Below are 23,876 nucleotides of genomic sequence, written 5' to 3'. Positions count from 1 at the left end.
CGAACCCCCATGTCCCCCGTAGGAGCGGCTTCAGCCGCGATGCTGTTCAAGTTCAACCGCATCGCGGCTGAAGCCGCTCCTACGGAGGCACGAAACACCCCACCACCAACAAGGACTCGTTATGCAAATCGGTAGTGTGCTTTTTCTCTTTGTCGGCCTCGCCGTCGCCATTCTGTTCATGGGTTTCAAGGTCGTGCCGCAAGGCTTCGAGTGGACGGTGGAGCGCTTCGGTCGCTACACCAATACCCTGCGCCCGGGCCTGAACATCATCGTGCCGGTGATGGACCGTATCGGCCGGCGCATCAACGTGATGGAAAACGTGTTGGATATCCCGCCCCAGGAAGTCATCACCTCGGACAACGCCACGGTACAGATCGACGCCGTGTGCTTCTTCCAGGTGGTCAACACCGCCCAGGCGGCCTACGAAGTGAACAACCTCGAACACGCCATCCGCAACCTGCTGCAAACCAATATCCGCACCGTGCTCGGCTCCATGGAGCTGGACGCCATGCTCGGTCAGCGCGACGTGATCAACGAGCGCCTGCTGCGCACCGTCGATGAAGCCACCGCGCCCTGGGGCATCAAGATCACCCGCATCGAAATCAAGGACATCAGCCCACCCGCCGACCTGATGGCGGCCATGTCCGGGCAGATGAAAGCCGAACGCGTCAAGCGCGCCCAGATCCTCGAAGCCGAGGGCCTGCGCGCCGCCGCCATTCTGACGGCAGAAGGCAAGAAGCAGGCGCAGATTCTCGAGGCCGAGGGTGAGCGCCAGGCGGCGTTCCTCGAGTCCGAAGCGCGTGAACGTCAAGCCGAAGCCGAAGCCCGCGCCACCCAGGTGGTGTCGGAAGCCATCGCCAGCGGCAACGTGCAGGCGATCAACTATTTCGTCGCGCAGAAGTACATCGATGCCCTGGGCAAATTGGCCTCGGCGAACAACAGCAAAGTGATTCTGATGCCGTTGGAAGCCAGTCAAGTGATTGGCGCTGTGGGCGGTATCGGCGAAATCGTCAAAGCCACCTTCGATGGCAAAGCTGATAAAAACCAGAAAGCCTAAGGACGCGTTACCGATGATGGATTTTCTGCAACACCTGTCCTTCTGGGACTGGCTGGCGCTGGGCACCCTGCTGCTGATTCTGGAAGTGTTCGGCGCCGGCGGTTACCTGCTGTGGACCGGCATGGCCGCAGCCGCCGTAGGCGTGCTCACGTACCTGTTTCCGGCCCTGCCGTGGCCGTGGCAGTTTCTGTTGTTCGCGCTGCTTTCGGTATTAACCGCCGTGCTCTGGTGGCAACGCTTGCGCAAGGCCGGCAAAACCTCCCAGCAGCCTGGCCTGAACCAGCGCGGCCAGGAGTTTCTCGGCCGCACCTTTGCCCTGCATGAAGCCATTGTCGGTGGCCGCGGCAAGATCAAGGCCGGCGACAGCCTGTGGCTGGTGAGCGGCCCGGACATGCCTGCCGGCACCCCGGTAGAGGTAGTCGGCCAGGACGGCGTGGTGCTGAAAATCAAGGCCTGCGCCTAGGTTCTGCACCGGGTTCCTGCGGCAAAGCAATTTGAACTCGGGCGCTGGGCTTGAAGTCGTAATTTCAGGCCCCGTCGTTCAGATTCGAGGTGCCAGTCACAGGAGAACTACCATGCATCGCAAACTCGCTACTGCGGCCTTGTTGCTGATCGTTCCGGTTGCTTCGGCCATGGCCGACGACTTCTGGCGCGACGTGTTGTCATCTGGTGCCACCACCGGTTCCACTTACCTCACCTCGCGTCACGACCACAAAATCATCGTCAATGCCCAGGAAGACGCCGGCAGTTTCATTGCCAGCGACGGTGCCATTCGTGGCCCCTATCTGGAAGCCGCGCTGCACCAAGTACGCGCCGCACACCCTGACCTGAAGGCCTCGGACGCTGAACTGGCGCAGGCGATTCTCACCACCGAGCCAGACCGCCTCGCCCACTAAGTTCATCCGGCAGGACTGCCGACCGCTTCCGGTTGCGTGAAGGGCACATGTGCGAGCATCGCCCTTCCCCTCCAATGACAAGGACCGTTGCCATGGGCAATCCCCTTTCCACCTTGAAAGTCGTGCTGATCCTGATGATCGCCGTGAATGCCGTGTGGTTTACCGATCGCTTGCTGTCGCTGGTTGATCTGGACTTGCTGGGCCTGCTGCCCAGCACCGTCTGGCAAGTGCTGAGTGCCTTTGGCAGCGGCTTGCTGATCATCTTCAACATACAGTTGCTGGCGTTGCTGCCGAAGTTGCAGCTCAAGGCTGAGTGACATCTCTGCCCTGCGGGCAACAAAAAACCTCGAGAGGCGGGTGCGCCTGTCGAGGTTTTTTTAACTGATTTTTCAACGGCGGCCGGGGTCGATCACCCCGCCATTACTCAGGCATCAGCGTCAGCCACGGCCTGGTAAGCGCCAGCATCCAGCAGTTTGTCCAGCTCGCTGACATCGCTTGGCTGCAGCTTGTAGAACCAGCTGCCGTAAGGATCGCCATTGACGCTTTCCGGCGCATCGGCCAGGGCGTCGTTGACGGCGGTGACCACACCGCTGACCGGCGAGTAGATGTCGGAAGCGGCTTTCACCGACTCCACCACGCCGGCTTCCTGCCCCGCCGCCAGTTGCTTGCCGACTTCCGGCAGCTCGACGAATACCACATCACCCAGCGCTTCCTGCGCGTGGTCGGAAATACCCACGGTCACGCTGCCATCGGCTTCCAGGCGAGCCCATTCGTGGCTGGCGGCGTAACGCAGTTCACTGGGGATATTGCTCATGTCTTGGTCCTCGGAGTCGGGGAGGCGGATCGTCCGCCTGGAAAATTTAGCAGGTTGTGGCGCGCTGCCCGATTTTTCGTGGTGCTGCGCCGCAACCGGTCAGATCAATGCCTTGCCGTGTCGCACAAAATTAGGCCGAACTACCCGCACCGGGTACCACTTGCCGCGGATTTCCACCTCGGCACGTTCCCCTGTTGCGGCAGGAACCCGCGCCAGGGCAATGGATTTACCCAGGGTAGGCGAAAAGCTGCCGCTGGTGATTTCACCTTCACCAATGCCTTCAATCCGCACCACCTGGTGCGCGCGCAGCACGCCGCGCTCTTCCAGCACCAGGCCCACCAGCTTGGCCTGCGCCCCGGCGGCACGTTGCGCCTGCAGCGCCTCGCGGCCGACAAAGGCGCGGCTGGCCGGCTCCCAGGCGATGGTCCAGGCCATATTGGAGGCCAGCGGTGAAACGCTCTCATCCATGTCCTGACCGTACAGATTCATCCCGGCTTCCAGGCGCAGGGTGTCGCGGGCACCGAGGCCGATGGGGGCGATACCGGCACCCACCAGCTCATTGAAGAAACCTTGCGCCTCGTCGACCGGCAGAACGATTTCCAGACCGTCTTCACCGGTATAGCCGGTGCGGGCGATAAACCAGTTGCCGTCGGCAAAACCTTCGAATGGTTTGAGTTCGTTGATCAGCTTGGCGCGGCTGGCGGACACCAATTCGGCCACCTTGGCGCGGGCATGGGGGCCCTGAATGGCAAGCATGGCCAGTTCGCTGCGCTCGTTAAGCTGCACGGCGTAACCAGCGGTTTGCGCCTGCATCCAGGCCAGGTCCTTGTCGCGGGTGGCGGCGTTGACCACCACGCGGTAACCGTCTTCGGTGAGGTAGACGATCAGATCGTCGATCACCCCGCCCTGGGCATTCAGCATGCTGCTGTACAGCGCTTTGCCAAGCTCTTGCAGACGCTCGATATCGTTGGCCAGCAGGTGCTGCAGATAGGCTTTGGCCTGTGCGCCGCTGACGTCGACCACGGTCATATGGGACACATCGAACACCCCGCAATCGCGGCGCACCTGATGGTGCTCCTCAACCTGCGAGCCGTAGTGCAGTGGCATGTCCCAACCGCCGAAATCGACCATCTTGGCACCCAATGCAAGGTGCTGATCATAGAGGGGCGTACGCTGTCCCATGGGTTTCTCCTTCCGGGCTTGGCGAAGGTGAAGGCGGTCAGTGAACCCTGGCTGAGCCTACGAAAACCGGCACTTGCACGAGGACTCAACGAACCGGTCTGGATGACGTCCTACACCGAATGGCGCGCATTGTAGCCGCAAGACTGACGCCTGCACACGCCAAGGGAAAGGCTGGAAACGAATTTGTAGGAGCGGCTTGAGCCGCGATGCTGTTGGAGGTCAAAGGCATCGGGGCTCAGGTTGCTCCTACACAGACCACGCGTGCAAATTAATGCCCATAGCGCCGGGCTGAGCGGCGTATCAGACCTATCACCGGCAGCAAACCCACCAGCACCAGGCTCAGCGCCGGTAGCGCAGCGCGGGCCCACTCGCCCTCACTGGTCATTTCGAAAATGCGCACGGCCAGGGTGTCCCAGCCGAAGGGGCGCATCAGCAGGGTAGCGGGCATTTCCTTGAGCACATCGACGAACACCAGCAGCGCCGCGCTCAGCGCGCCCGGCACCAGCAGCGGCAGGTAAACGCGAAAGAACAGGCCATAGCCGGCCACCCCGAGGCTGCGCGAGGCTTCCGGCAGCGACGGGCGGATGCGGGCCAGCGCACCTTCCAGCGGCCCGTAGGCAACGGTGACAAAGCGGATCAGATAGGCCAGCACCAGCGCCAGCAGGCTGCCCAGCAACAAGGGTTTGCCGGCCCCCCCCAGCCATTGCGACAACGGTACTACCAACTCGCGGTCGAGGTAGCTGAACACCAGCATGATCGATACCGCCAGCACCGAGCCGGGCAGGGCATAGCCGAGATTGGCCAGGCTGATCGCGCTGCGGATTGGCCGGCTCGGCACCAGACGACGGGCGAACACCAGCACCATAGCCGCCGCCACGGTAACCGCGGCGGCTATGGTGCCGAGGTAGAGGGTGTGCAGAATCAGGCCAAGGTAACGCTCATCGAGATCGAACCGGCCGCGCTGCCAGCACCACACCAGCAACTGCAGCACAGGCACCAGAAACGCGCAGGCGAACACCAGGCCACACCAGCCACTGGCCACTGCCGCTTTCCAACCGCGCAAGTGATACAGCGCCTGGCCCCGCGGCCGCTCGCTGGCCGGACGGCTGGCACCACGGGCGCGGCGCTCACCGTAGAGCACCAGCATCACCGCCAGCAGCAACAGGCTGGCCAGCTGAGTGGCGCTGGACAGGCTGTAGAAGCCGTACCAGGTCTTGTAGATGGCGGTGGTGAAGGTGTCGAAATTGAACACCGACACCGCGCCGAAATCGGCCAGGGTTTCCATCAGTGCCAAGGCCACTCCGGCACCAATCGCCGGTCGCGCCATCGGTACCGCCACCCGCCAGAACGCTTGCCAGGGCGACTGGCCGAGAATCCGCGCCGCCTCCATCAGGCCCTTGCCCTGGGCAAGAAAGGCACTGCGCGCCAGCAGGTAAACGTAGGGATAAAACACCAGCACCAGCACCACAATCACCCCGCCGGTGGAACGCACCCTGGGCAGCCGCAGGCCGTTGCCAAACCACTCGCGTAGCAGGCTTTGCAGCGGTCCGGCGAAATCCAGCAGACCGACAAAGACAAACGCCAATACATAGGCGGGGATGGCGAAGGGCAGCATCAGCGCCCAGTCCAGCCAGCGCCGACCAGGGAACTCACACAGGCTGGTCAACCAGGCCAGGCTGACGCCCAGCAGGGTGACGCCAACGCCGACGCCCAGCACCAGCGCCAGGGTATTGCCCAGCAGGCGGAGCATCTGGGTGTGCCACAGGTGGGCCCAGATCTCGTGATCAATGGTTTGCCAGGAAAGCAACAACACCGTGAGCGGCATCAACACCAGCGCGGCGATGGCAAAAGAGAGGAGATACCAGCGACGTTGGTGAACCACGGGTTACCCGGTTAACAAGTAGGTTGGGTTGAGCGTAGCGAAGCCCAACGTTTCGGCGAAGCGGCGATGTTGGGCTTCGCCTTCGGCTCAACCCAACCTACATCAATACCAACCCGCTCTATCCATCAACTTGATCGCCTCAGCTTGGCGCTTGCCAGCCACTTCGACCGGAATGGTATCGGCCTTGAAAGTCCCCCAACTCGCCACTTCATCCGACGGTTTCACGCTCGGATTCGCCGGGTATTCCTGATTCACGCTGGAGAAAATCGCCTGCGCATCCGGCCCGGTCATCCACTCCACCAAGGCCTTGGCGGCCTCCGGGTGCGGTGCATGTTTGGTCAGGCCGATACCCGACAGGTTCACATGCACGCCACGATCCGCCTGGTTCGGCCAGAACAGTTTTACCGCCAGGCTCGCGTCCTGCTTGTGCAGCCGGCCGTAGTAGTAGGTGTTGACGATGCCGACGTCGCACTGGCCGGCGTTGATCGCCTGGATCACGGCGATATCGTCGGAGAACACATCGGTGGACAGGTTGTTGACCCAGCCCTTGAGGATTTCTTCGGTTTTTTCGGCACCGTGGGTTTCGATCAGGGTGGCGGTCAGCGACTGGTTGTAGACCTTCTTCGCCGTGCGCAGGCACAGGCGCCCTTCCCACTCTTTGCCGGCCAGCGCTTCGTAGGTGGACAGCTCTTCGGGTTTCACCCGGTCGGTGGAGTAGGCGATGGTGCGCGCGCGCAGTGACAGGCCGGTCCAGCTGTCGCTGGAGGAGCGGTACTGGCTGGGGATATTGGCGTCGATCACTGGCGATTTGAACGGCTGCAGAATGCCCATGTTCTCGGCTTGCCAAAGGTTGCCGGCATCCACGGTGAGCAAAAGGTCGGCGGTGGCGTTGCTGCCTTCGGCCTTGATGCGCTGCATCAGCGGCGCTTCCTTGTCGGTGATGAACTTGACCTTCACCCCGGTCTTGGCGGTGTAGGCGTCGAACACCGGTTTGATCAGCTCGTCGATACGCGAGGAGTACACCACCACCTCATCGGCAGCCTGCACGGTGGTTGCGCCCATCAGCACAAGCAAAGAAAGAAGGGTGCGGCGAATCTGCACGGGCAATTCCTCGTAAAAGCCAGAAGGCCGCAAATGATAAAGAACCTCACTTGGCGGCTGAGGCTTGAGGTGTGTCGGGATGTTGCGACACACCCATATCCCTCGTAGGAGGGGCTTCAGCCGCGATGCTTGTGATCTTCAAGAGCATCGCGGCTAAAGCCGCTCCTACAGGGCCACGTCAGGCTTTGGCGAGCGCCGGTAGATCGCCCGAGAGGCCCAGCGCCTGACGCACAAACAGGGCTTTGCCTTCGGCCAGGCCATCCACCAGATTCAGCCCACTGTTACGCAGCCAGCGTACCGGCAACGGGTCGGCCTGGAACAAACGCTGAAAGCCTTCCATCGCCGCCATCATGGCCAGGTTGTGGGGCATGCGGCGGCGCTCGAATCGGCTGAGCACGCGCTCATCGGCAATGTTTTCGCCGCGCTCGATGGCATGCAACAGCACCTCCGCCAGCACGGCGGCATCGAGGAAGCCGAGGTTCACCCCCTGGCCTGCCAGCGGGTGAATGGTGTGGGCGGCGTCGCCGATCAGCGCCAGACCGGGTTCGACATAACGTTTGGCGTGACGCTGGCGCAGCGGAATGCACAACCGAGGATCGGCCTCCAGCACCTCGCCCAGACGCCATTCGAAGGCCTTGCCCAGTTCCCGACAGAACTCGCTGTCATCCAGCGCCATCAAGCGTTCAGCCTGGGCCGGGGTGGTGGACCAGACAATCGAGCACCAGCCCTGACCATCGCCTTCGCGCGCCAGTGGCAGGAAAGCCAGCGGACCGTCGTCGGTAAAGCGTTGCCACGCCGTCAGCTGGTGCGGCTGGCTGCAATGCACGCTGGTGACGATGGCGTGGTGCAGATAATCCCACTCACGGGTGGCGCAGCCGGCCAGGCGGCGCACGGCCGAGTTGGCACCGTCGGCGGCGATCACCAGCGGCGTGCGTACGGTGCGGCCATCGGCCAGGGTCAGCAGCCAGTCATCGCCGGAGTGGCGCAGCTGCTCCAGGCGGGCGTTGGCCAGCAGGCCAAGGTCAGTGTCGTGCAGCTGTTCCAGCAGCGCGTCCTGAATCACCCGGTTTTCGACGATATGGCCGAGCACCTCGGCATGCACGCTGGCGGCGGAGAAGTGAATCTGCCCGGTGCCGGAACCATCCCACACCTGCATTTCGCCGTACGGGCTGGTACGCCGTGCTTCGATGCCGGGCCATGCGCCGACGCGCTCGAGAATGCGCTGGCTGGCCATCGACAAGGCGCTGACCCGCGGCTCGAAGGCCGCACTTTGCTCAAAGGGTTTGACGCTCAGGGGGCTGCCATCCAGCAGCAGAATGTCCACCCCGCTGTGTTGCAAGGCCAGGGCCAGCGCGCTGCCGACCATCCCGGCCCCGACTATTACCAAATCCGCTCGCATTTCCATGCTTTCAGCCTATCCACGGGCCGCCCGAGGGCCGCCAGAAAAGTGATTAACCGTCGCTACGGGTACCGATGCCCATCGCCTGCCGGGCAAACCAGCGCTTGGCCGGCGGCAGCATGTCCAGCCCCAGCAGGCCCAGGTTGCGACCGGTGGCCAGCAGCGGCTCGGCGTTGCTGAACAGGCGGGTGACGCGGTCGGAAAAGCCGACGGTCAGGCTCTGGTCCAGCTGTTGGCGGGTCAGGTAGTGCTGCAGGGTGGTGAAATCGCCCGGCACATCGGGCCCGGCCAGCAGCGTTTCAGCCAGTGCCTGCACATCGCGCAGAGCCAGGTTGTAACCCTGACCAGCGATCGGGTGCAGGCTGTGGGCGGCGTTGCCGAGCACCACCAGGTTGGCGCGCACCTGCTCCTGCGCCTCGATCAAGGCCAGCGGGTAGACATGCCGGGCACCGACCTGGCGCAAGGCACCCAGGCGGTAGCCGAAGGTCTGTTGCAGCTCGGCCAGAAAGGCCCGCTCGTCCAGGGCCAACAAGCGCTGGGCATCGTCGCCGGGGCGAGTCCAGATCAGCGCGCTGCGGTTGTCGGAAAGCGGCAGCAGGGCCAACGGGCCTTCGTCGGTGAAACGCTCGAAAGCCTGGCCAGCATGGGGCTGACCGATGCTGATATTGGCGATCAGCGCGCTCTGCTGGTAAGCGGTGTTCTTCACCGTGATGCCCAACTGCTCACGCAGGCCGGAGCGACCACCATCGGCCAATACCGCGAGGTTGCAGTCGAGCAGGCTTTCGTCATTCAGGGTCAGGCGGTAGCCATCACCCAGCGCCTGCATCGCCACCACTTCCGCCGGGCAACGCCAGCTCACTACCTCGGGGTCCAGGGCTTGCCACAGGCAATGGCCCAACCAGGCGTTTTCAGCGACATAGCCCAGCGCTGGCACACCCTCTTCTTCCGCGCTCAAGCGCGCGGCAGCGAAGCGCCCCTTATCGGAAACATGGATGTGCAGGATAGCTTCGGCCCGCTCGGCCACCTGCGGCCAGATACCCAGGCGCTGGTAGATTTGCTGGGTGCCGTAGGACAACGCCGTGGAGCGGGCATCGTAGCTGGGCTGGTAGCTGTCTCCGGGGGCAAACGGTTCGATCAGCACGATCGACCAGCCGCGCGCCTTGGCACCGGCCTGCAGGGCCAGCGCCAGGCTGGCACCGACCAGGCCGCCACCAATAATCGCCAGTTGCGCTCTACTCACCCTTAAGCGGCCTGAACGCGGGCGGCAGCCATCAGCGCCTCGATTTCAGCGACGGTTTTCGGCGCGTCCTTGGTGATGATTTCGCAGCCGGTTTTGGTCACCACCACGTCGTCCTCAATGCGCACGCCAATGCCGCGCCATTTCTTCGCGACGTTCTGGTTATCCACGGCGATATAGATGCCCGGCTCGACGGTCAGCGCCATGCCGACTTCCAGCACGCGCCACTCGCCGCCGACCTTGTAGTCGCCGACATCGTGCACATCCATGCCCAGCCAGTGGCCAGCTCGGTGCATATAGAACGGCTTGTAGGCTTCGCTGGCGATCAGCTCGTCGACATCGCCTTCGAGCAGGCCGAGCTCCACCAGACCGGCGGTGATTACCTGCACGGTGGCTTCGTGGGCTTCGTTCCAGTGCTTGTCCGGGCCGATGGCGGCGAACGCGGCCTCCTGGGATTTCAGCACCAGCTCGTAGATGGCTTTCTGCTCGGGGGAGAACTTGCCGCTGACCGGGAACGTGCGGGTGATATCGCTGGCGTAGCAGTCGATTTCACAACCGGCATCGATCAGCACCAGGTCGCCATCTTTCAGCGGCGCATCGTTCTCCCGGTAGTGCAGGATGCAGGCATTGCGCCCGGCAGCGACGATGGAGCCATAGGCTGGCATTTTCGCCCCGCCCTTGCGGAATTCGTAATCCAGCTCGGCTTCCAGATGGTATTCGCTGAGGCCCGCACGGCTGGCCTGCATGGCACGGATATGGGCGCGCGAGGAAATCTGCGCGGCTTCGCGCATCACTTTCACTTCGTTGGCCGATTTGTACAGGCGCATATCGTGCAGCAGGTGGGTCAGCGCGACGAACTCGTTCGGCGGCTGTGCACCCTGACGCGCTTTGGAGCGGATGACGTTGATCCACTCCATCAGGTGACGATCGAATTCCTGGTTGGTGCCCATGGCGTAGTACACACGATCACGGCCTTCGATCAGGCCGGGCAGGATCTCGTCGATATCGCCGATGGGGAACGCATCGTCAGCGCCGAAGTTGGTCACGGCACCGTCTTGCCCGGCGCGCAGGCCGTCCCAGAGTTCGCGTTCCGGGTCACGCTCGCGGCAGAACAGCACGTACTCACCGTGCGGTCGGCCGGGGATCAGGGCGATCACCGCCTCGGGCTCGGGGAAGCCGCTGAGGTACTGGAAATCGCTGTCCTGGCGGTAGATGTGCTCGACGTCGCGGTTGCGGATGTACACCGGCGCAGCCGGTAGAATGGCGATGCTGTTGGGCTCCATCTGCGCCATCAGCGCCTTGCGCCGACGAGCGTATTCCGACTTGGGGATGCTGATCATGGGCGAGCTCGTTCTGGTCTAGAAAGTCTGGAAAAATCAGTGCAGCGATGGCTTCGGGGCGGCGGGTGCAGCCGGCTTCACGCATTCGGTGAACAGCAGCAGCGGCGCTACGCGCAGGTACTCCATCACTTCCATATAGTCGTTTTCGCCATCTTCGGACTCCTCCAGGGCTTCTTGCACCTGGGCAATCGCGGCGAGGTCTTGCAGCACTTCCATGGCTTCGGCACTCAGTGCGGCGTCACGGGCAGTCAGACCGAAACCAGCGAGAAAGCCCTGGCACCATTGGCCCATGGCGGCGGCACGGTCGGCCAGCGGTGCATCATCGGAGGGCAGTAGCAGAACCACGGCGATGTCATCGCCAGTCAGTTCGGCTTTGACCATTTCCTGCAGGCCGATCAGTGCGGCCTTGATATTGTCGGCCGGTTCGGCGGAGAACAGGTCGGCGGCGTCCACCAGCCAGGTGTCGACGTCGAAGCCGGCACCAGCGCAACTGCGGCCGAGCAACAGGCCGTGCAATTCGGCAGGCGAGACGGGTTGACCGCTGCTGGCAAGCAGGGTGGCGAAAGCGCTATACGGGGAATTTTGAGTGGGCATTGGCAACTAGGCACCCAGAGGGCGCAATGACTAGAATGGAGGCCTTGTATCCTAGCATCGGCAGCCGCGCCAAGACCATTGGCGGACATCAACGGGTTTGCCCCATTACCGATGCCTTCCTATATAGTTTCGCCACTTCATACGCCTAGCGAGAATCCATGGAAGACGCCGATCTGCACGCGCTTACCATCAAGCTGGAACTGCTTATCCAACGCGTCGAGCAGTTGAAAGCGGACAACCGCGCCTTACGTGCGAGCGAGCAGGCCTGGCGCGAAGAGCGCGCCCATCTGATCGAAAAGAACGAAATGGCCCGGCATAAGGTCGAATCGATGATTTCGCGCCTCAAAGCCCTGGAGCAGGACTAATGACCTCGAACACCGTTACCGTTCACATCCTTGATAAAGACTATTGCATCGCCTGCCCGGCGGACGAACGCGCCAACCTGGAAAGCGCCGCGCGCTACCTGGACGGCAAGATGCGTGAGATCCGCAGCGGCGGCAAAGTGATCGGCGCCGACCGCGTTGCCGTGATGGCAGCCCTCAACATCACCCACGACCTGCTGCATAAACAGCAGCGCCTGGATCAGGACGTCAGCTCCACCCGCGCCCATGTACGCGACCTGCTGGATCGTGTCGACGGTGCCCTGGCCACCGATCAGGACAGCAGCCATAGCTGATTGCAGAGCGGTTTATTCGGGTATACTGGCCGCCGCTCCCTGGAGTGTGCGCCAGTTGGTGATGTCCCTGAGCCGATACGCACAAACCCGGGGGTTGCAAGTTGGAGCCGGTGTGCATGTCCGCCTGACGGAAAGCCTTAACGCTCCCTGCAACCTCCACCTTGAACTTTCGGGTTCAAGGGCTAAACCGACAGCGGCACGTCGGGGGGTCTTACTTCTTCGCTCATTGCCCGCCCTGTTTGGTGATGAGGTTTTCCGCGGTTCGCGCTCGCGAATCCAGGCCGTCACTCGATGCTGACCGCCGCCACTCTTTCCCGCCCGCAACTCCGTCGCCTGCTCCGCAAAGCCCGTCGCGCCTTGAGCGCCAGCGCCCAGCGCAAGGCCGCCGAACAGCTCTATCGGCAACTGGCGCAGCACCCGTTTTTTCGTCGCGCACGGCATATCGCGCTGTATCTGCCGGTTGATGGTGAGATCGATCCGCGGGCGTTGATGCGCGCCGCACAACGGCGCGGCAAAGCCACCTACCTGCCCGTTCTCAGTGCATGGCCACGCAGCAAAATGGTCTTCCAACGGGTACGAGCGAACGAGCCCTTGCGCCCGAACCGTTTTCGCATTGCCGAACCGACAGCCAATTGCCAACGGCAACGCAAGGTCTGGGCGCTGGACCTGGTGCTGCTGCCATTGGTGGGCTTCGACGCCGAGGGCGGGCGTCTGGGTATGGGGGGCGGCTTTTATGATCGCAGCCTGGCGTACTTGCAACGTCGCAATAATTGGCACAAACCGACGCTATTGGGCCTGGCCCATGAATGTCAGAAAGTCGATCGCCTGGCACTGGCCAGCTGGGACGTGCGTTTGCATGCGACGGTGACGGATAAGGCGTGGTATCTGGGCGATACCCTGGAAGCGGACAGCGGTGCCGCACTCCTTGCGGCCACCACCGGCGTCGGCAAACAGCCTTAAGGCTGTTGCGACAATGTGACTGGAGCGTCGCTCTGACGGTCCCACAGACTCTGGGTGTAACCGGTGGTGACCACACCCAGGCCGAACAGAATGACCAATACCCACAACAAATCTGGTTTACGTTTCTTCATCGATTGCCTCCCCCTTCCAGGCAATTTTTCGCACTAGACCTGCGACGTTTTTTGTTTTTGGACCGCCCGGCTGCGTTAAATTCAGCTGCGCGGCATTCTCCTGCATGGTGCCCGCATGTGCAATTCTGACGCCAACCGGCTGTCGTCTAAATGTGCAGAAGCACCCACAAAGATTTAACCCCACGAGCGAAGAGCAAAGTTCATGCCTCACTGGTTGATGAAGTCCGAACCCGAAGAACTTTCCATCCACGACCTGCAGCGGCTCGGCCACGCGCGCTGGGACGGGGTACGCAACTACCAGGCGCGTAACTTTGTGCGCAGCATGGCGGTGGGTGACCTGTTCTTTTTTTATCACTCCAGCTGCCCGCAGCCCGGTATTGCCGGAATAGGCAGAATTATTGCTTCGGCCTATCCGGACCCAACGGCGCTCGACCCGCAAAGCCATTACTACGATGCCAAGGCCAGTGCGCAGAAAAACCCGTGGAGCGCCTTGGACGTCGAATTCGTCGAAGCGTTCGCCAGGGTCATTGCTTTAGCCACACTGCGTGATCTACCTGGGCTGAGCGAACTACCCTTGGTTAAAAAAGGCAGCCGGCTTTCGGTGATGCCAGTCAGTGCTAGCGAATGGGCAGCAATCCAGGCTTTGTGAAAACCGAGTGCGGTAGTTTTATCGGCGCTCTGCATTAAGCAACACGGACACTGTGCATGGAACTAGATAGCTTGCACGACACCCCAGCGTTTCCCGCTGCCCGCCCAGCCTGGCGGTCCCGCCTAGCCCTGACGCTGCTGGCCGCGTTACTGCTCGGTGCCAGCCTGGTGCTGTGGCAGAAGCTGGTGACCATCGAGCGCGCCCACGCCAATGAACGGGTGGCGGCCCAGGCGCGTCTGCTGACTCGGCAATTGGAAGGCGGCCTGACCACCCAGGCGCAGGACCTTTATCGCCTGGCCGAACTGTGGAATCACCATGGCCGTATGAGCCAGGAAGAGTGGCAGCTGGAGGCCCGTTTCTCGCTGCAGCACTTCCGGGGCTACCAGGCCATTCAATGGGCCGACGCCGACTTGCGCCTGCGCTGGATTCTGCCCCTTGCCGGCAACGAGGCGGCGGTCAATTTCCAGCTGACTCCAGCACACCCCAATTACTTGCTGGCCATGCAAGCCAAGGCCCAGGGCAAGCAGGTGTTCTCCAATAGTTTCGACCTGGTGCAAGGCGGCCGCGGCTTTGTTCTGTATACCCCGCTGTACGTGATGGATGCCCAGGGCCAGCGAGTGTTCGATGGTTTTGTGCAGGGCATCTTCCGCGTGCAAACCCTGATGGATGAGTTACTCGACACGGTGGACAGCACGGATTTCAACGTACGCCTGCTGGAGTTCGGCCGCCCGCTGTACAACCGCGAGCAAGCCGACTTCAGCGCCGGCCTGCAGCAGGAGCTGCCGCTGCATCTGCTCAACAACCGCAATTTCACCCTGCAGCTCAACCCCACACGCAAGCTCGCTCAACAGCTGTCCAGCCCGTTGCCGCTGGTGCTGCTGGCGGCCGGCCTGACCACCACGCTGTTACTGATCGCCGCCCTCGCGCTGGCGGTGGAAAACGCTCGCCGCGCCGGCGCTCTGCAGGCCAGCAACAGCCGCCTGAATCAGGAAGTGCACGGCCGCGAGCTGATCGAGCAGGTGCTGCGCGAAAGCCGCGAGCGCTTGCAGCTGGTGGTCGACCTTACCGACTCCAGCCGTGATGGGCTGTTTATCATCGACCCGCACAATCGCAAGATCCTGCATATGAACAAGGCTACCTACAGCAGCCTCGGCTACAGCGAACAGGAGTTTCGCGAGCGCCTGCAGGAGCAGCCGGAATCCTTGCTGCTGGGCTTTTATGCCTGGGTCGAGCTGGTACGTCAGGCGCAAGGCGACAACCAGGGGAAGATCTTTCAGCGCGAAATGCGCCGCCGCAATGGCAGCATCCAGCCTGCGGAAATCAGCGCGCAGCTGGTGCAGGTCAACGGCCATGAATACCTGATCGGCGTATCGCGCGACAACAACGAGCGCCTGCAACTGGAGGCGCAGCTGCAGCACCTGTCGCAGCGTGACGGCCTGACCGGCCTGTACAACCGGCGCTTCTTCGACCACCAGCTGCACAGCGAATGGCGCCGGCTGCAGCGCATCGGCGCGCCGATGAGTTTGCTGATGCTGGATGTCGATTACTTCAAGGCCTACAACGACCAGCTCGGTCATCTGGCCGGCGACGATGCCTTACGCCAGGTGGCTGCAGCGCTGCAGTCGTGTCTACTGCGCGATGGCGATGCGGTGTGCCGCTATGGTGGCGAGGAGTTTGCGGTGATTCTGGCCAACACCGACGAAGTAGGTGCGCAGATGATCGCCGCCCGAATTCATGCCGCCCTGGCGGAGTTGCAGCTGCCCCACCCTGGCAGCCCGCTGTCGCGCCTGAGCGCCAGTATCGGTTTGAGCTCGGTGACGCCCAACCGCGACAGCCACCCGGACAGCCTCGTAGCCCATAGCGACCAGGCGCTGTACCAGGCCAAGCATCAGGGCCGCAATTGCACCTGCGTGTGGAGCACCACCTGACTGGCGGTGCTTACTGCACGATCAGGTTATTGAACAGCAGGTCTTCCACCAGCGGCTTGCCCTCTTCCTGGGTCAGCACGTCCTGCACCTGCTTGAGGGCTTCCTGGCGCAGTTTTTCCTTGGACTCGACGTTGCCCATAGCTTCGTCAGTCTGCTGGGAAAACAGCATCACCAGTTGATTGCGGATCAGCGGCTCATGATGCTCGACCTTGGCTTCGGCCTCGCTACCCGTGACCTGCAACGCGATATCGGCTTTGAACACTTTCAGCCGCGGGCCGGTACCGTAGTTGCCCACCAGCGCCGGCACCAGGCTGATATACGCCACAGTCGGCGTTTTGCTTTCGCCTTCGCCGCCTTCTTTCTCTTCATTGGCCAGGGCGGCAAACGGCAGGGAGAGGGCCATCAATAGTACAAACCAAGCTTTCACAGTACGCATCCTCGACTGGGTATGTGCCCTAGCATAGCGATAGCCCGGCGCTTATACACCTTTATCAGGCCGGACCATGCTCGTTGACCCTCGCGGCCACCCACCTACACTGCCAAGCCATAACTCTGCGAGGAACACTCCAATGAAAGCCGTGTTGTGCAAAGCCTTCGGCCCTGCCGAAACCCTGGTACTGGAAGAAGTAGCCAGCCCGGAACCGAAGAAGAACGAAGTGCTACTCGACGTCCATGCCGCCGGCGTGAACTTCCCGGACACCCTGATCATTGAGGGCAAGTACCAATTCAAGCCACCCTTCCCGTTCTCGCCGGGTGGCGAAGCGGCCGGTGTGGTCGCTGCGGTTGGCGAGAAAATCAGCCACGTAAAACCCGGCGACCGGGTAATGGCCCTGACCGGCTGGGGCAGCTTCGCCGAGCAGGTTGCGGTACCCGGTTACAGCGTGATGCCGATCCCGGCCGGCATGGACTTCGCCAGTGCAGCCGCCTTTGGCATGACCTACGGCACCTCGATCCACGCTCTGAAACAACGCGCCAACCTGCAACCGGGCGAAACCCTGCTGGTTCTGGGCGCGTCCGGTGGCGTCGGCCTGGCTGCGGTGGAAATCGGCAAAGCCATGGGTGCCCGCGTGATCGCCGCCGCCAGCAGTGCAGAGAAACTGGAAGTGGCCAAGGCCGCCGGTGCCGATGAGCTGATCAACTACAGCGAAGGCAGCCTGAAGGAAAAGCTCAAGGAACTCACCGGCGGCCAAGGCGTGGACGTGATCTACGATCCGGTCGGTGGCGAGCTGTTCGAAGAAGCCTTCCGCTCCATCGCCTGGAACGGTCGCTTCCTGGTGGTGGGCTTTGCCAGCGGCACCATTCCGTCACTGCCGGCCAACCTCACCCTGCTCAAGGGCGCATCGCTGGTCGGTGTGTTCTGGGGCGCGTTCGCCCAGCGCCAGCCGGCCGACAACGCCGCCAACTTCGAGCAGCTGTTCAAGTGGTTCGCTGAAGGCAAGGTGAAGCCACTGGTATCGCAGACGTTCCCGCTTACCGATGCAGCCGGTGCGATCAACGCACTGGGGCAGCGCAAGGCTGTGGGCAAAGTGGTGGTGCAGGTGCGCTAAGCGCCCATATCAACGCCATAAAAAAACCGCCTCCGGGCGGTTTTTTTATATCTGCGAACGGCGTTTCCAGGAGTCGCGGCTAACGCGGCGCGTAAGCAAAGACGTCGGCGCGCATCTGATGCGCATCCATCCCTGCATCCACCAACGCATCAAGGGTCGCGTAGACCATCATCGGCGAACCGCTGGCATACACATGCAGCGGTTTGAGATCGGGGAAATCTTCGCGCACCGCTTCGTGCAGCAAACCACAACGGCCTTGCCAGCCGCACACGTCGCTGACCACCTGATGCAGGGTCAGGTTCGGCATCTGCTGCCAATCGGCCCAATGCGGCAGTTGGTAGAAATCCTCCGGCCGGCGCGCACCCCAGTACAGGTGCACCGGGTGCTTGAAGCCGGTGGCGCGGCAATGCTCGATCAGGCTGTGCATCTGCGCCATGCCGGTCCCGGCAGCGATCAGAATCAATGGCCCATCGGGCAACTCGGCCAGGTGCGCATCACCAAACGGCATCTGTACTTCCACCAGCGGCTCGCGCTGCAATTGCGCCAGCAAGTTCAGCGCGCTGTCTTCACGACCGAGGATATGCAGCTCCAGTTCCCGCCCCTGGGACGGTGCCGAAGCCAGGGAGAACGCTGACTGTTCGCCATCGTCACGGCGTACCAGCACGTACTGCCCGGCGTGATAACGCGGTGGCTTGCCGGCCGGCGCGCGCAGGCTGACCCGCCAGACATCACCGCCCACGGCCGTACACGCCACCACTTGGCAACGCAGGGTGCGCAGCGGCAATTCGCCAGGGGCCAGCACGCCATCCCAATGCAACACACAATCCTCCAGCGGCTCGGCCAGACAGGTGAACAATTCACCGTGGTCACGGGCCTCGCCGCTCTGCTGCACGGAACCCTCCACCAACAAGGCCGCGCAGATATGGCAGTTGCCATTGCGACAGGCTTGCGGACACTGGTAGCCAAGACGGCGGGCGGCATCGAGGATGCGCTCGCCGGGGTGCACATCCAGCACCGCCCCGGAGGGTTGCAGGGTCACTTTTATCACTCTATTCCAAGATCCTTCCACATCGCGTCGACCCGCTGGGTAACCGCTTCATCCTTGACGATCACCCGGCCCCATTCGCGGCTGGTTTCGCCCGGCCACTTGTGGGTGGCGTCCAGGCCCATCTTCGAACCAAGGCCCGAGACCGGCGAGGCGAAGTCGAGGTAGTCGATCGGCGTATTGTCGATCAGCACCGTGTCGCGCTTGGGGTCCATGCGTGTGGTAATGGCCCAGATCACATCGTTCCAGTCCCGCGCATTGATGTCGTCGTCAGTGACGATAACGAACTTGGTGTACATGAACTGACGCAAAAACGACCACACACCGAGCATTACGCGCTTGGCATGCCCCGGATACTGCTTCTTCATGGTCACCACCGCCATGCGGTAGGAGCAGCCTTCGGGCGGCAGGTAGAAGTCGGTGATCTCCGGGAACTGCTTCTGCAGGATAGGCACGAATACTTCGTTCAATGCCACGCCGAGAATCGCCGGCTCATCTGGCGGCCGGCCGGTGTAGGTGCTGTGGTAAATCGGTTTTTGCCGGCGGGTAATGCGTTCGACGGTAAAGACCGGGAAAGAGTCCACCTCGTTGTAGTAGCCGGTGTGGTCGCCATAGGGACCTTCGTCCGCCATTTCGCCCGGGTGAATCACACCCTCCAGCACGATTTCGGCGCTGGCCGGCACCTGCAACTCACTGCCACGGCACTTGATCAGCTCGGTACGGTTGCCGCGCAGCAGGCCGGCAAAGGCGTATTCAGAGAGGCTGTCCGGCACCGGCGTCACGGCACCGAGAATGGTCGCCGGATCCGCACCCAGGGCCACGGCCACCGGGAAGGGCTGACCGGGGTGTTTGTCGCACCATTCCTTGAAGTCCAGCGCGCCGCCACGGTGGCTGAGCCAGCGCATGATCACCTTGTTGCGGCCGATCACCTGCTGGCGGTAAATACCCAGGTTCTGCCGGTCTTTATTCGGCCCCTTGGTGACCGTCAGGCCCCAGGTGATCAACGGCGCAACGTCGCCCGGCCAGCAGGTTTGCACCGGCAGTTTGCCGAGGTCGACGTCATCACCCTCTTCGATCACTTCCTGGCATGGGGCGTCTTTAACCACCTTGGGTGCCATGGAAATGATCTTCTTGAAGATCGGCAGTTTCGACCAGGCGTCTTTCAAGCCTTTGGGCGGCTCCGGCTCTTTAAGAAAGGCCAGCAGCTTGCCGATTTCGCGCAACTCGCTGACGGCTTCAGCGCCCATGCCCAGGGCCACGCGCTCGGGGGTGCCGAACAGATTGCCGAGCACCGGCATAGCGAAACCGGTGGGGTTTTCGAACAGCAGGGCCGGGCCTTTGCGGCGCAGGGTGCGGTCGCAGATTTCGGTCATTTCCAGCACGGGTGACACGGGATGGCTGATGCGTTTCAGCTCGCCGCGTTGCTCCAGGCCACGAATAAAGTCGCGCAGATCGCGATACTGCATGCTTGAGCCTCGTGTAGGGCGCTCGATAGAAGGACAAAACCAGGTGCGAAGTTTAGCCTGCCAGGGCGTCGCAAAGGGCGACGGATGCCAATCCGCAGTTAGCAAAAAGCCGGGTTTCCCCGGCTTTTGCCTGTCTTCGCGATGTTACTTGCGCTTCATCGACTGGAAGAACTCGTCGTTGGTCTTGGTCGCTTTGAGGCGATCGAGCAAGAACTCGATAGCGGCGATCTCGTCCATTGGATGCAGCAACTTGCGCAGGATCCACATACGCTGCAGCTCGTCTTCGGCGGTCAGCAACTCCTCGCGGCGAGTGCCGGAGCGGTTGATGTTGATGGCCGGGAATACGCGCTTCTCAGCGATGCGACGGTCCAGGGGCAGCTCCATGTTGCCGGTACCCTTGAACTCTTCGTAGATCACTTCATCCATCTTCGAGCCGGTTTCCACCAACGCGGTAGCGATGATGGTCAGCGAGCCGCCTTCTTCGATATTACGGGCCGCGCCGAAGAAACGTTTCGGCTTCTCCAGGGCGTGAGCGTCGACACCACCGGTGAGCACCTTGCCGGAGCTCGGGATCACGGTGTTGTAGGCACGCGCCAGACGGGTAATGGAGTCGAGCAGAATGACCACATCCTTCTTGTGCTCGACCAGGCGCTTGGCCTTTTCGATCACCATTTCGGCAACCTGCACGTGGCGGGTTGGCGGTTCGTCGAAGGTGGAAGCAACCACTTCGCCGCGCACGGTGCGCTGCATTTCGGTCACTTCTTCCGGGCGCTCGTCGATCAGCAGAACGATGAGGTGGCACTCGGGGTTATTGCGGGTGATGTTGGCCGCGATGTTCTGCAGCATGATCGTTTTACCGGCTTTGGGCGGAGCCACGATCAGACCGCGTTGACCTTTGCCGATTGGCGCGCAGAGGTCGATGACACGGCCGGTCAAGTCTTCAGTGGAACCGTTGCCGGCTTCCATCATCAGGCGCTTGTTGGGGAACAAGGGCGTGAGGTTTTCGAACAGAATCTTGTTCTTGGCGTTCTCGGGACGGTCGAAGTTGATGGTGTCGACCTTGAGCAGCGCGAAGTAACGTTCGCCTTCTTTCGGCGGGCGGATCTTGCCAACGATGGTGTCGCCAGTGCGCAAGTTGAAGCGGCGGATCTGGCTAGGCGAAACGTAGATGTCGTCCGGGCCGGCCAGGTACGAGGCATCGGCGGAACGCAGGAAGCCGAAGCCGTCCTGGAGGATCTCCAACACGCCATCACCGGAGATTTCCTCACCGCTTTTCGCGTGCTTTTTCAACAGGGAGAAAATCACGTCCTGCTTGCGCGAACGGGCCATATTTTCTATGCCCATCTGTTCGGCCATTTCTAGCAGGTCGGTAATCGGCTTTTGCTTGAGTTCAGTCAGATTCATATAGGAATGACGTAATCGTGAAGGAGGGGGAAATAAGCGTTTAGCTTATGAGGCCGGGCTGCGCGGAGGCAGCATGATCGCCTGCTTGTTTATCGATGGGTATCGAGTAGGAATGCGTCGGCGACGGCTTACAGAGAGCAACGGAGGAACCGTTGCGAGGCCGAATGTACCATCGGCTTTGCGGAGCGTCTAGTCTTCGGCCAATGAAAAAGCCCCGCGTAGGACGGGGCTTTCAGGCACAACAGAGAAATTCCTTACGACTTAGATGTTGCTGTCGAGGAACGCCGCCAATTGCGACTTGGACAGTGCGCCCACCTTGGTGGCTTCTACAGCACCGTTCTTGAACAGCATCAGAGTCGGGATACCACGCACGTTGTACTTCGGCGGGGTGTCCTGATTTTCGTCGATGTTCAGTTTGCAAACTTTCAGTTTGCCTTGATAGGTCTGGGCGATTTCGTCCAGAACCGGGGCGATCATTTTGCACGGGCCACACCATTCAGCCCAATAATCGACCAGCACCGGGCCATCAGCCTGGAGCACATCCGAATCAAAGCTGGCGTCGCTGACGTGGGTGATGAATTCGCTCATGGAAACTCTCCAGGGTCGCAAGGATGTAAAGTGGCGCCATCATAGCCCGGCTTTGCCAACACCGAAAGCGCCGACCGATTGAGCTTCGCTATGATGAACTACGCAAATGCTGATCAACAATTGAACTAAAAACCGCCGCAAGCGCTCCGTTTCTCTGCACTGTCGGACTGACGCCAGTCATAATTGCGACGTACAGCAGCGCCATACTGCGCGGCCGAACCTTGTCACCGCCTGACCTGCGGCTATAAAGAACAACTCCAGCATCGACATCCCGCCGCGCCCGCATTGCCACTCGCGTTGGCGCAAGCGCCTGATCATGGCAGGATGTCGCGCTACAGCTCTGAGACCTTCACACCATGCCGCAAAGCCCCGCCAAGCACTTTTCCATGATCGCCGCCATCGACCTCGGCTCGAACAGTTTCCATATTGTTCTGGCCAAAGCCGACCACGGCGAGATCCGCATCCTGGAGCGCATGGGCGAAAAAGTGCAGCTGGCCGCGGGCATCGATGAGCAACGCGAACTCAATGAAGAAGCCATGCAACGCGGCCTCGACTGCTTGCGCCGCTTTGCCCAGCTGACCAACAGCCTGCCTCCGGGTGCCGTGCGCGTCGTCGGCACCAACGCCCTGCGCGAGGCGCGCAACCGCTCGGTATTCATCCGCCGCGCGGAAGAAATTCTCGGCCACCCGGTGGAAGTGATATCCGGACGTGAAGAAGCGCGTCTGATCTACCTCGGCGTGTCCCACACCCTCGCCGACACCCCCGGTAAACGGCTGGTGGCGGATATCGGCGGCGGCAGTACCGAATTCATCATTGGTCAGCGCTTCGAACCGCTGCTGCGCGAAAGCCTGCAGATGGGCTGCGTCAGTTTCACCCAGCGTTATTTCCGCGACGGCAAGATCACCCCTGCCCGCTATGCCCAGGCCTATACTGCGGCACGCCTGGAGCTGATGGGTATTGAGCACGCCCTGCGCCGCCTGGGCTGGGATGAAGCAGTGGGTGCCTCCGGCACCATTCGCGCAGTAGGTCTGGCGATCAAAGCCGGCGGCCACGGCAACGGTGAGGTAAATGCCGAGGGCCTGGCGTGGCTCAAGCGTCGCGTATTGAAACTGGGCGAAGTCGACAAGCTCGACATGGACGGCATCAAGCCAGACCGCCGCGCCATTTTCCCCGCAGGCCTGGCGATCATCGAAGCCATCTTCGATGCCATGGACCTGCACTCCATGAATCATTCCGAAGGTGCCCTGCGCGAAGGCGTGCTCTACGACCTGCTGGGCCGCCATCACCATGAAGACGTCCGTGAGCGCACGCTGAGCGCGCTGATGGAGCGCTACCATGTCGACCCGGAGCAGGCGCAGCGCGTCGAAGCCAAGGCTCTGGAGGCGCTGGACGACGTAGCCCAGGCCTGGGGCCTGGATGACGAATGGCACCGCGAACTGCTGAGCTGGGCGAGCAAGGTGCACGAGGTGGGCCTGGATATCGCCCACTACTCCTACCATAAGCACGGCGCTTACCTGGTGGAGCACTCGGACCTCGGCGGCTTTTCCCGCCAGGACCAACAGATGCTCGCCCTGCTGGTACGCGGGCACCGACGCAATATTCCCAAGGACAAATTCGCCGAGTTCGGCGATGAAGGCGTCAAGCTGATGCGCCTTTGCGTGCTGCTGCGCTTTGCCATTCTGTTCCACCATATCCGCGGCACCCAAGAGATGCCCAAGGTGAAACTGCTGGCCAGCGACGACAGCCTCGACCTGGCCTTCCCCGACGGCTGGCTGGCCGCCAACCCACTGACCCAGGCCGACTTCGAAGCAGAAGCGGAATGGCTCAAACGCATTGGGCTGACCCTTAGCGTTCGCTGAATCGCGCCCAACAAAAAGCCGCTCACTTGGGCGGCTTTTTGTTGGGCGGTGTACACCCCGTGGGAGCGGCTTCAGCCGCGATGTCTTTCAAGAGCATCGCGGCTAAAGCCGCTCCTACGAG

Annotated in this window: 25 protein-coding genes and 1 other RNA gene; 12 read left to right on the top strand and 14 right to left on the bottom strand. The window is 61.9% G+C overall.

Translation table 11 applies throughout. From position 1 onward, the window contains the following. Positions 1-121: 121 nt before the first annotated feature. The 4 genes from ACVW0Y_RS19325 to ACVW0Y_RS19310 all read left to right on the top strand — a co-directional run bounded on the left by ACVW0Y_RS19325 (position 122) and on the right by ACVW0Y_RS19310 (position 2,270). A complete protein-coding gene (locus ACVW0Y_RS19325) occupies positions 122-1,057 on the top strand; it encodes an SPFH domain-containing protein (RefSeq protein ID WP_457440552.1) in 936 nt (311 codons plus the stop codon). A gap of 13 nt (positions 1,058-1,070) precedes the next feature. Continuing rightward, positions 1,071-1,520, top strand: coding sequence for an NfeD family protein (locus tag ACVW0Y_RS19320; protein WP_457440550.1), 450 nt, complete (start codon positions 1,071-1,073; stop codon positions 1,518-1,520). 112 nt (positions 1,521-1,632) lie between these two features. Beyond that, positions 1,633-1,953: a DUF2388 domain-containing protein gene (locus tag ACVW0Y_RS19315; RefSeq protein WP_457440549.1), complete on the top strand. Its 321-nt coding sequence runs from the start codon at positions 1,633-1,635 to the stop codon at positions 1,951-1,953. 92 nt (positions 1,954-2,045) lie between these two features. Further along, positions 2,046-2,270, top strand: a complete 225-nt coding sequence (locus ACVW0Y_RS19310) for a hypothetical protein (RefSeq protein WP_457440547.1) — start codon at positions 2,046-2,048, stop codon at positions 2,268-2,270. Positions 2,271-2,377: 107 nt separating this feature from the next. On the opposite strand, the gene gcvH is transcribed toward ACVW0Y_RS19310, so the two are convergent. From gcvH to ACVW0Y_RS19270, 8 genes are all read right to left on the bottom strand, one after another. Continuing rightward, complete coding sequence (gene gcvH, locus ACVW0Y_RS19305; RefSeq protein WP_457440545.1) at positions 2,378-2,767, bottom strand: glycine cleavage system protein GcvH; 390 nt, start codon at positions 2,765-2,767, stop codon at positions 2,378-2,380. A gap of 99 nt (positions 2,768-2,866) precedes the next feature. Next, a complete protein-coding gene (gene gcvT, locus ACVW0Y_RS19300; RefSeq protein ID WP_457440543.1) occupies positions 2,867-3,949 on the bottom strand; it encodes a glycine cleavage system aminomethyltransferase GcvT in 1,083 nt (360 codons plus the stop codon). Positions 3,950-4,217: 268 nt separating this feature from the next. Then, the gene (locus tag ACVW0Y_RS19295) at positions 4,218-5,831 is read right to left on the bottom strand and encodes an ABC transporter permease (RefSeq protein ID WP_457440541.1); all 1,614 of its coding nucleotides are present in this window, start codon (positions 5,829-5,831) and stop codon (positions 4,218-4,220) included. Positions 5,832-5,933: 102 nt separating this feature from the next. Beyond that, positions 5,934-6,893: an extracellular solute-binding protein gene (locus tag ACVW0Y_RS19290; protein ID WP_457440578.1), complete on the bottom strand. Its 960-nt coding sequence runs from the start codon at positions 6,891-6,893 to the stop codon at positions 5,934-5,936. A 217-nt stretch (positions 6,894-7,110) separates the two neighbouring features. Next, the gene (locus ACVW0Y_RS19285; RefSeq protein ID WP_457440540.1) at positions 7,111-8,331 is read right to left on the bottom strand and encodes a 2-octaprenyl-3-methyl-6-methoxy-1,4-benzoquinol hydroxylase; all 1,221 of its coding nucleotides are present in this window, start codon (positions 8,329-8,331) and stop codon (positions 7,111-7,113) included. A 52-nt stretch (positions 8,332-8,383) separates the two neighbouring features. Further along, positions 8,384-9,571: a 2-octaprenyl-6-methoxyphenyl hydroxylase gene (gene ubiH / locus ACVW0Y_RS19280; RefSeq protein ID WP_457440538.1), complete on the bottom strand. Its 1,188-nt coding sequence runs from the start codon at positions 9,569-9,571 to the stop codon at positions 8,384-8,386. A gap of 2 nt (positions 9,572-9,573) precedes the next feature. Beyond that, entirely contained in the window at positions 9,574-10,908 is a 1,335-nt protein-coding gene (gene pepP / locus ACVW0Y_RS19275) for a Xaa-Pro aminopeptidase (protein WP_457440536.1), read from the bottom strand. Between the two features lie 36 nt (positions 10,909-10,944). Beyond that, a complete protein-coding gene (locus tag ACVW0Y_RS19270; protein WP_457440534.1) occupies positions 10,945-11,502 on the bottom strand; it encodes a YecA/YgfB family protein in 558 nt (185 codons plus the stop codon). Positions 11,503-11,660: 158 nt separating this feature from the next. Here ACVW0Y_RS19270 and ACVW0Y_RS19265 point away from each other — a divergent pair, with 158 nt between their 5' ends. The 4 genes from ACVW0Y_RS19265 to ACVW0Y_RS19250 all read left to right on the top strand — a co-directional run bounded on the left by ACVW0Y_RS19265 (position 11,661) and on the right by ACVW0Y_RS19250 (position 13,138). Further along, the gene (locus ACVW0Y_RS19265) at positions 11,661-11,867 is read left to right on the top strand and encodes a TIGR02449 family protein (RefSeq protein WP_122449701.1); all 207 of its coding nucleotides are present in this window, start codon (positions 11,661-11,663) and stop codon (positions 11,865-11,867) included. Then, on the top strand, positions 11,867-12,178 hold the full coding sequence (locus ACVW0Y_RS19260) for a cell division protein ZapA (RefSeq protein WP_457440531.1): 312 nt from the start codon (positions 11,867-11,869) through the stop codon (positions 12,176-12,178). Before ACVW0Y_RS19265 ends, ACVW0Y_RS19260 begins: the two co-directional genes overlap by 1 nt. Positions 12,179-12,211: 33 nt before the next feature. Further along, positions 12,212-12,390: non-coding RNA, 6S RNA (gene ssrS / locus ACVW0Y_RS19255), on the top strand. A gap of 79 nt (positions 12,391-12,469) precedes the next feature. Further along, the gene (locus tag ACVW0Y_RS19250) at positions 12,470-13,138 is read left to right on the top strand and encodes a 5-formyltetrahydrofolate cyclo-ligase (protein ID WP_457440529.1); all 669 of its coding nucleotides are present in this window, start codon (positions 12,470-12,472) and stop codon (positions 13,136-13,138) included. Here ACVW0Y_RS19250 and ACVW0Y_RS19245 read toward each other — a convergent pair. Further along, positions 13,135-13,269, bottom strand: coding sequence for a hypothetical protein (locus ACVW0Y_RS19245; protein WP_457440527.1), 135 nt, complete (start codon positions 13,267-13,269; stop codon positions 13,135-13,137). The genes ACVW0Y_RS19250 and ACVW0Y_RS19245 overlap by 4 nt on opposite strands. Positions 13,270-13,471: 202 nt before the next feature. Between ACVW0Y_RS19245 and ACVW0Y_RS19240 the strand changes: the two genes are divergently transcribed. Together ACVW0Y_RS19240 and ACVW0Y_RS19235 are read left to right on the top strand one after the other, a co-directional pair. Further along, positions 13,472-13,918, top strand: a complete 447-nt coding sequence (locus ACVW0Y_RS19240; RefSeq protein ID WP_457440526.1) for an EVE domain-containing protein — start codon at positions 13,472-13,474, stop codon at positions 13,916-13,918. Positions 13,919-13,974: 56 nt separating this feature from the next. Then, positions 13,975-15,846 carry a diguanylate cyclase domain-containing protein gene (locus ACVW0Y_RS19235; protein WP_457440524.1) on the top strand — a complete coding sequence of 624 codons (1,872 nt, stop codon included), beginning with the start codon at positions 13,975-13,977 and terminating at the stop codon, positions 15,844-15,846. A 10-nt stretch (positions 15,847-15,856) separates the two neighbouring features. On the opposite strand, the gene ACVW0Y_RS19230 is transcribed toward ACVW0Y_RS19235, so the two are convergent. Beyond that, complete coding sequence (locus ACVW0Y_RS19230) at positions 15,857-16,273, bottom strand: flagellar basal body-associated protein FliL (RefSeq protein ID WP_457440522.1); 417 nt, start codon at positions 16,271-16,273, stop codon at positions 15,857-15,859. A 142-nt stretch (positions 16,274-16,415) separates the two neighbouring features. Between ACVW0Y_RS19230 and ACVW0Y_RS19225 the strand changes: the two genes are divergently transcribed. After that, positions 16,416-17,393: an NADPH:quinone oxidoreductase family protein gene (locus tag ACVW0Y_RS19225; protein WP_457440520.1), complete on the top strand. Its 978-nt coding sequence runs from the start codon at positions 16,416-16,418 to the stop codon at positions 17,391-17,393. 79 nt (positions 17,394-17,472) lie between these two features. Here the strand turns inward: ACVW0Y_RS19225 and ACVW0Y_RS19220 are convergent, their stop codons facing one another. From ACVW0Y_RS19220 to trxA, 4 genes are all read right to left on the bottom strand, one after another. Further along, on the bottom strand, positions 17,473-18,438 hold the full coding sequence (locus tag ACVW0Y_RS19220; RefSeq protein WP_457440576.1) for a CDP-6-deoxy-delta-3,4-glucoseen reductase: 966 nt from the start codon (positions 18,436-18,438) through the stop codon (positions 17,473-17,475). Further along, on the bottom strand, positions 18,438-19,904 hold the full coding sequence (gene ubiD / locus ACVW0Y_RS19215) for a 4-hydroxy-3-polyprenylbenzoate decarboxylase (protein WP_457440518.1): 1,467 nt from the start codon (positions 19,902-19,904) through the stop codon (positions 18,438-18,440). Before ubiD ends, ACVW0Y_RS19220 begins: the two co-directional genes overlap by 1 nt. A gap of 144 nt (positions 19,905-20,048) precedes the next feature. Continuing rightward, positions 20,049-21,308 (bottom strand): transcription termination factor Rho, encoded by a 1,260-nt coding sequence (gene rho / locus ACVW0Y_RS19210; protein WP_457440516.1) that lies wholly within the window; start codon positions 21,306-21,308, stop codon positions 20,049-20,051. A 261-nt stretch (positions 21,309-21,569) separates the two neighbouring features. Further along, positions 21,570-21,896 carry a thioredoxin TrxA gene (gene trxA, locus ACVW0Y_RS19205; RefSeq protein ID WP_457440514.1) on the bottom strand — a complete coding sequence of 109 codons (327 nt, stop codon included), beginning with the start codon at positions 21,894-21,896 and terminating at the stop codon, positions 21,570-21,572. Positions 21,897-22,252: 356 nt separating this feature from the next. Here trxA and ppx point away from each other — a divergent pair, with 356 nt between their 5' ends. Continuing rightward, on the top strand, positions 22,253-23,755 hold the full coding sequence (gene ppx, locus ACVW0Y_RS19200) for an exopolyphosphatase (RefSeq protein ID WP_457440513.1): 1,503 nt from the start codon (positions 22,253-22,255) through the stop codon (positions 23,753-23,755). Positions 23,756-23,876 lie beyond the last annotated feature (121 nt).

The sequence above is a fragment of the Pseudomonas sp. TE3786 genome, from assembly GCF_054057335.1.
The sequence above is the reverse complement of the archived record's forward strand: the minus strand, read 5'-3'. Positions and strand labels throughout refer to the sequence as shown.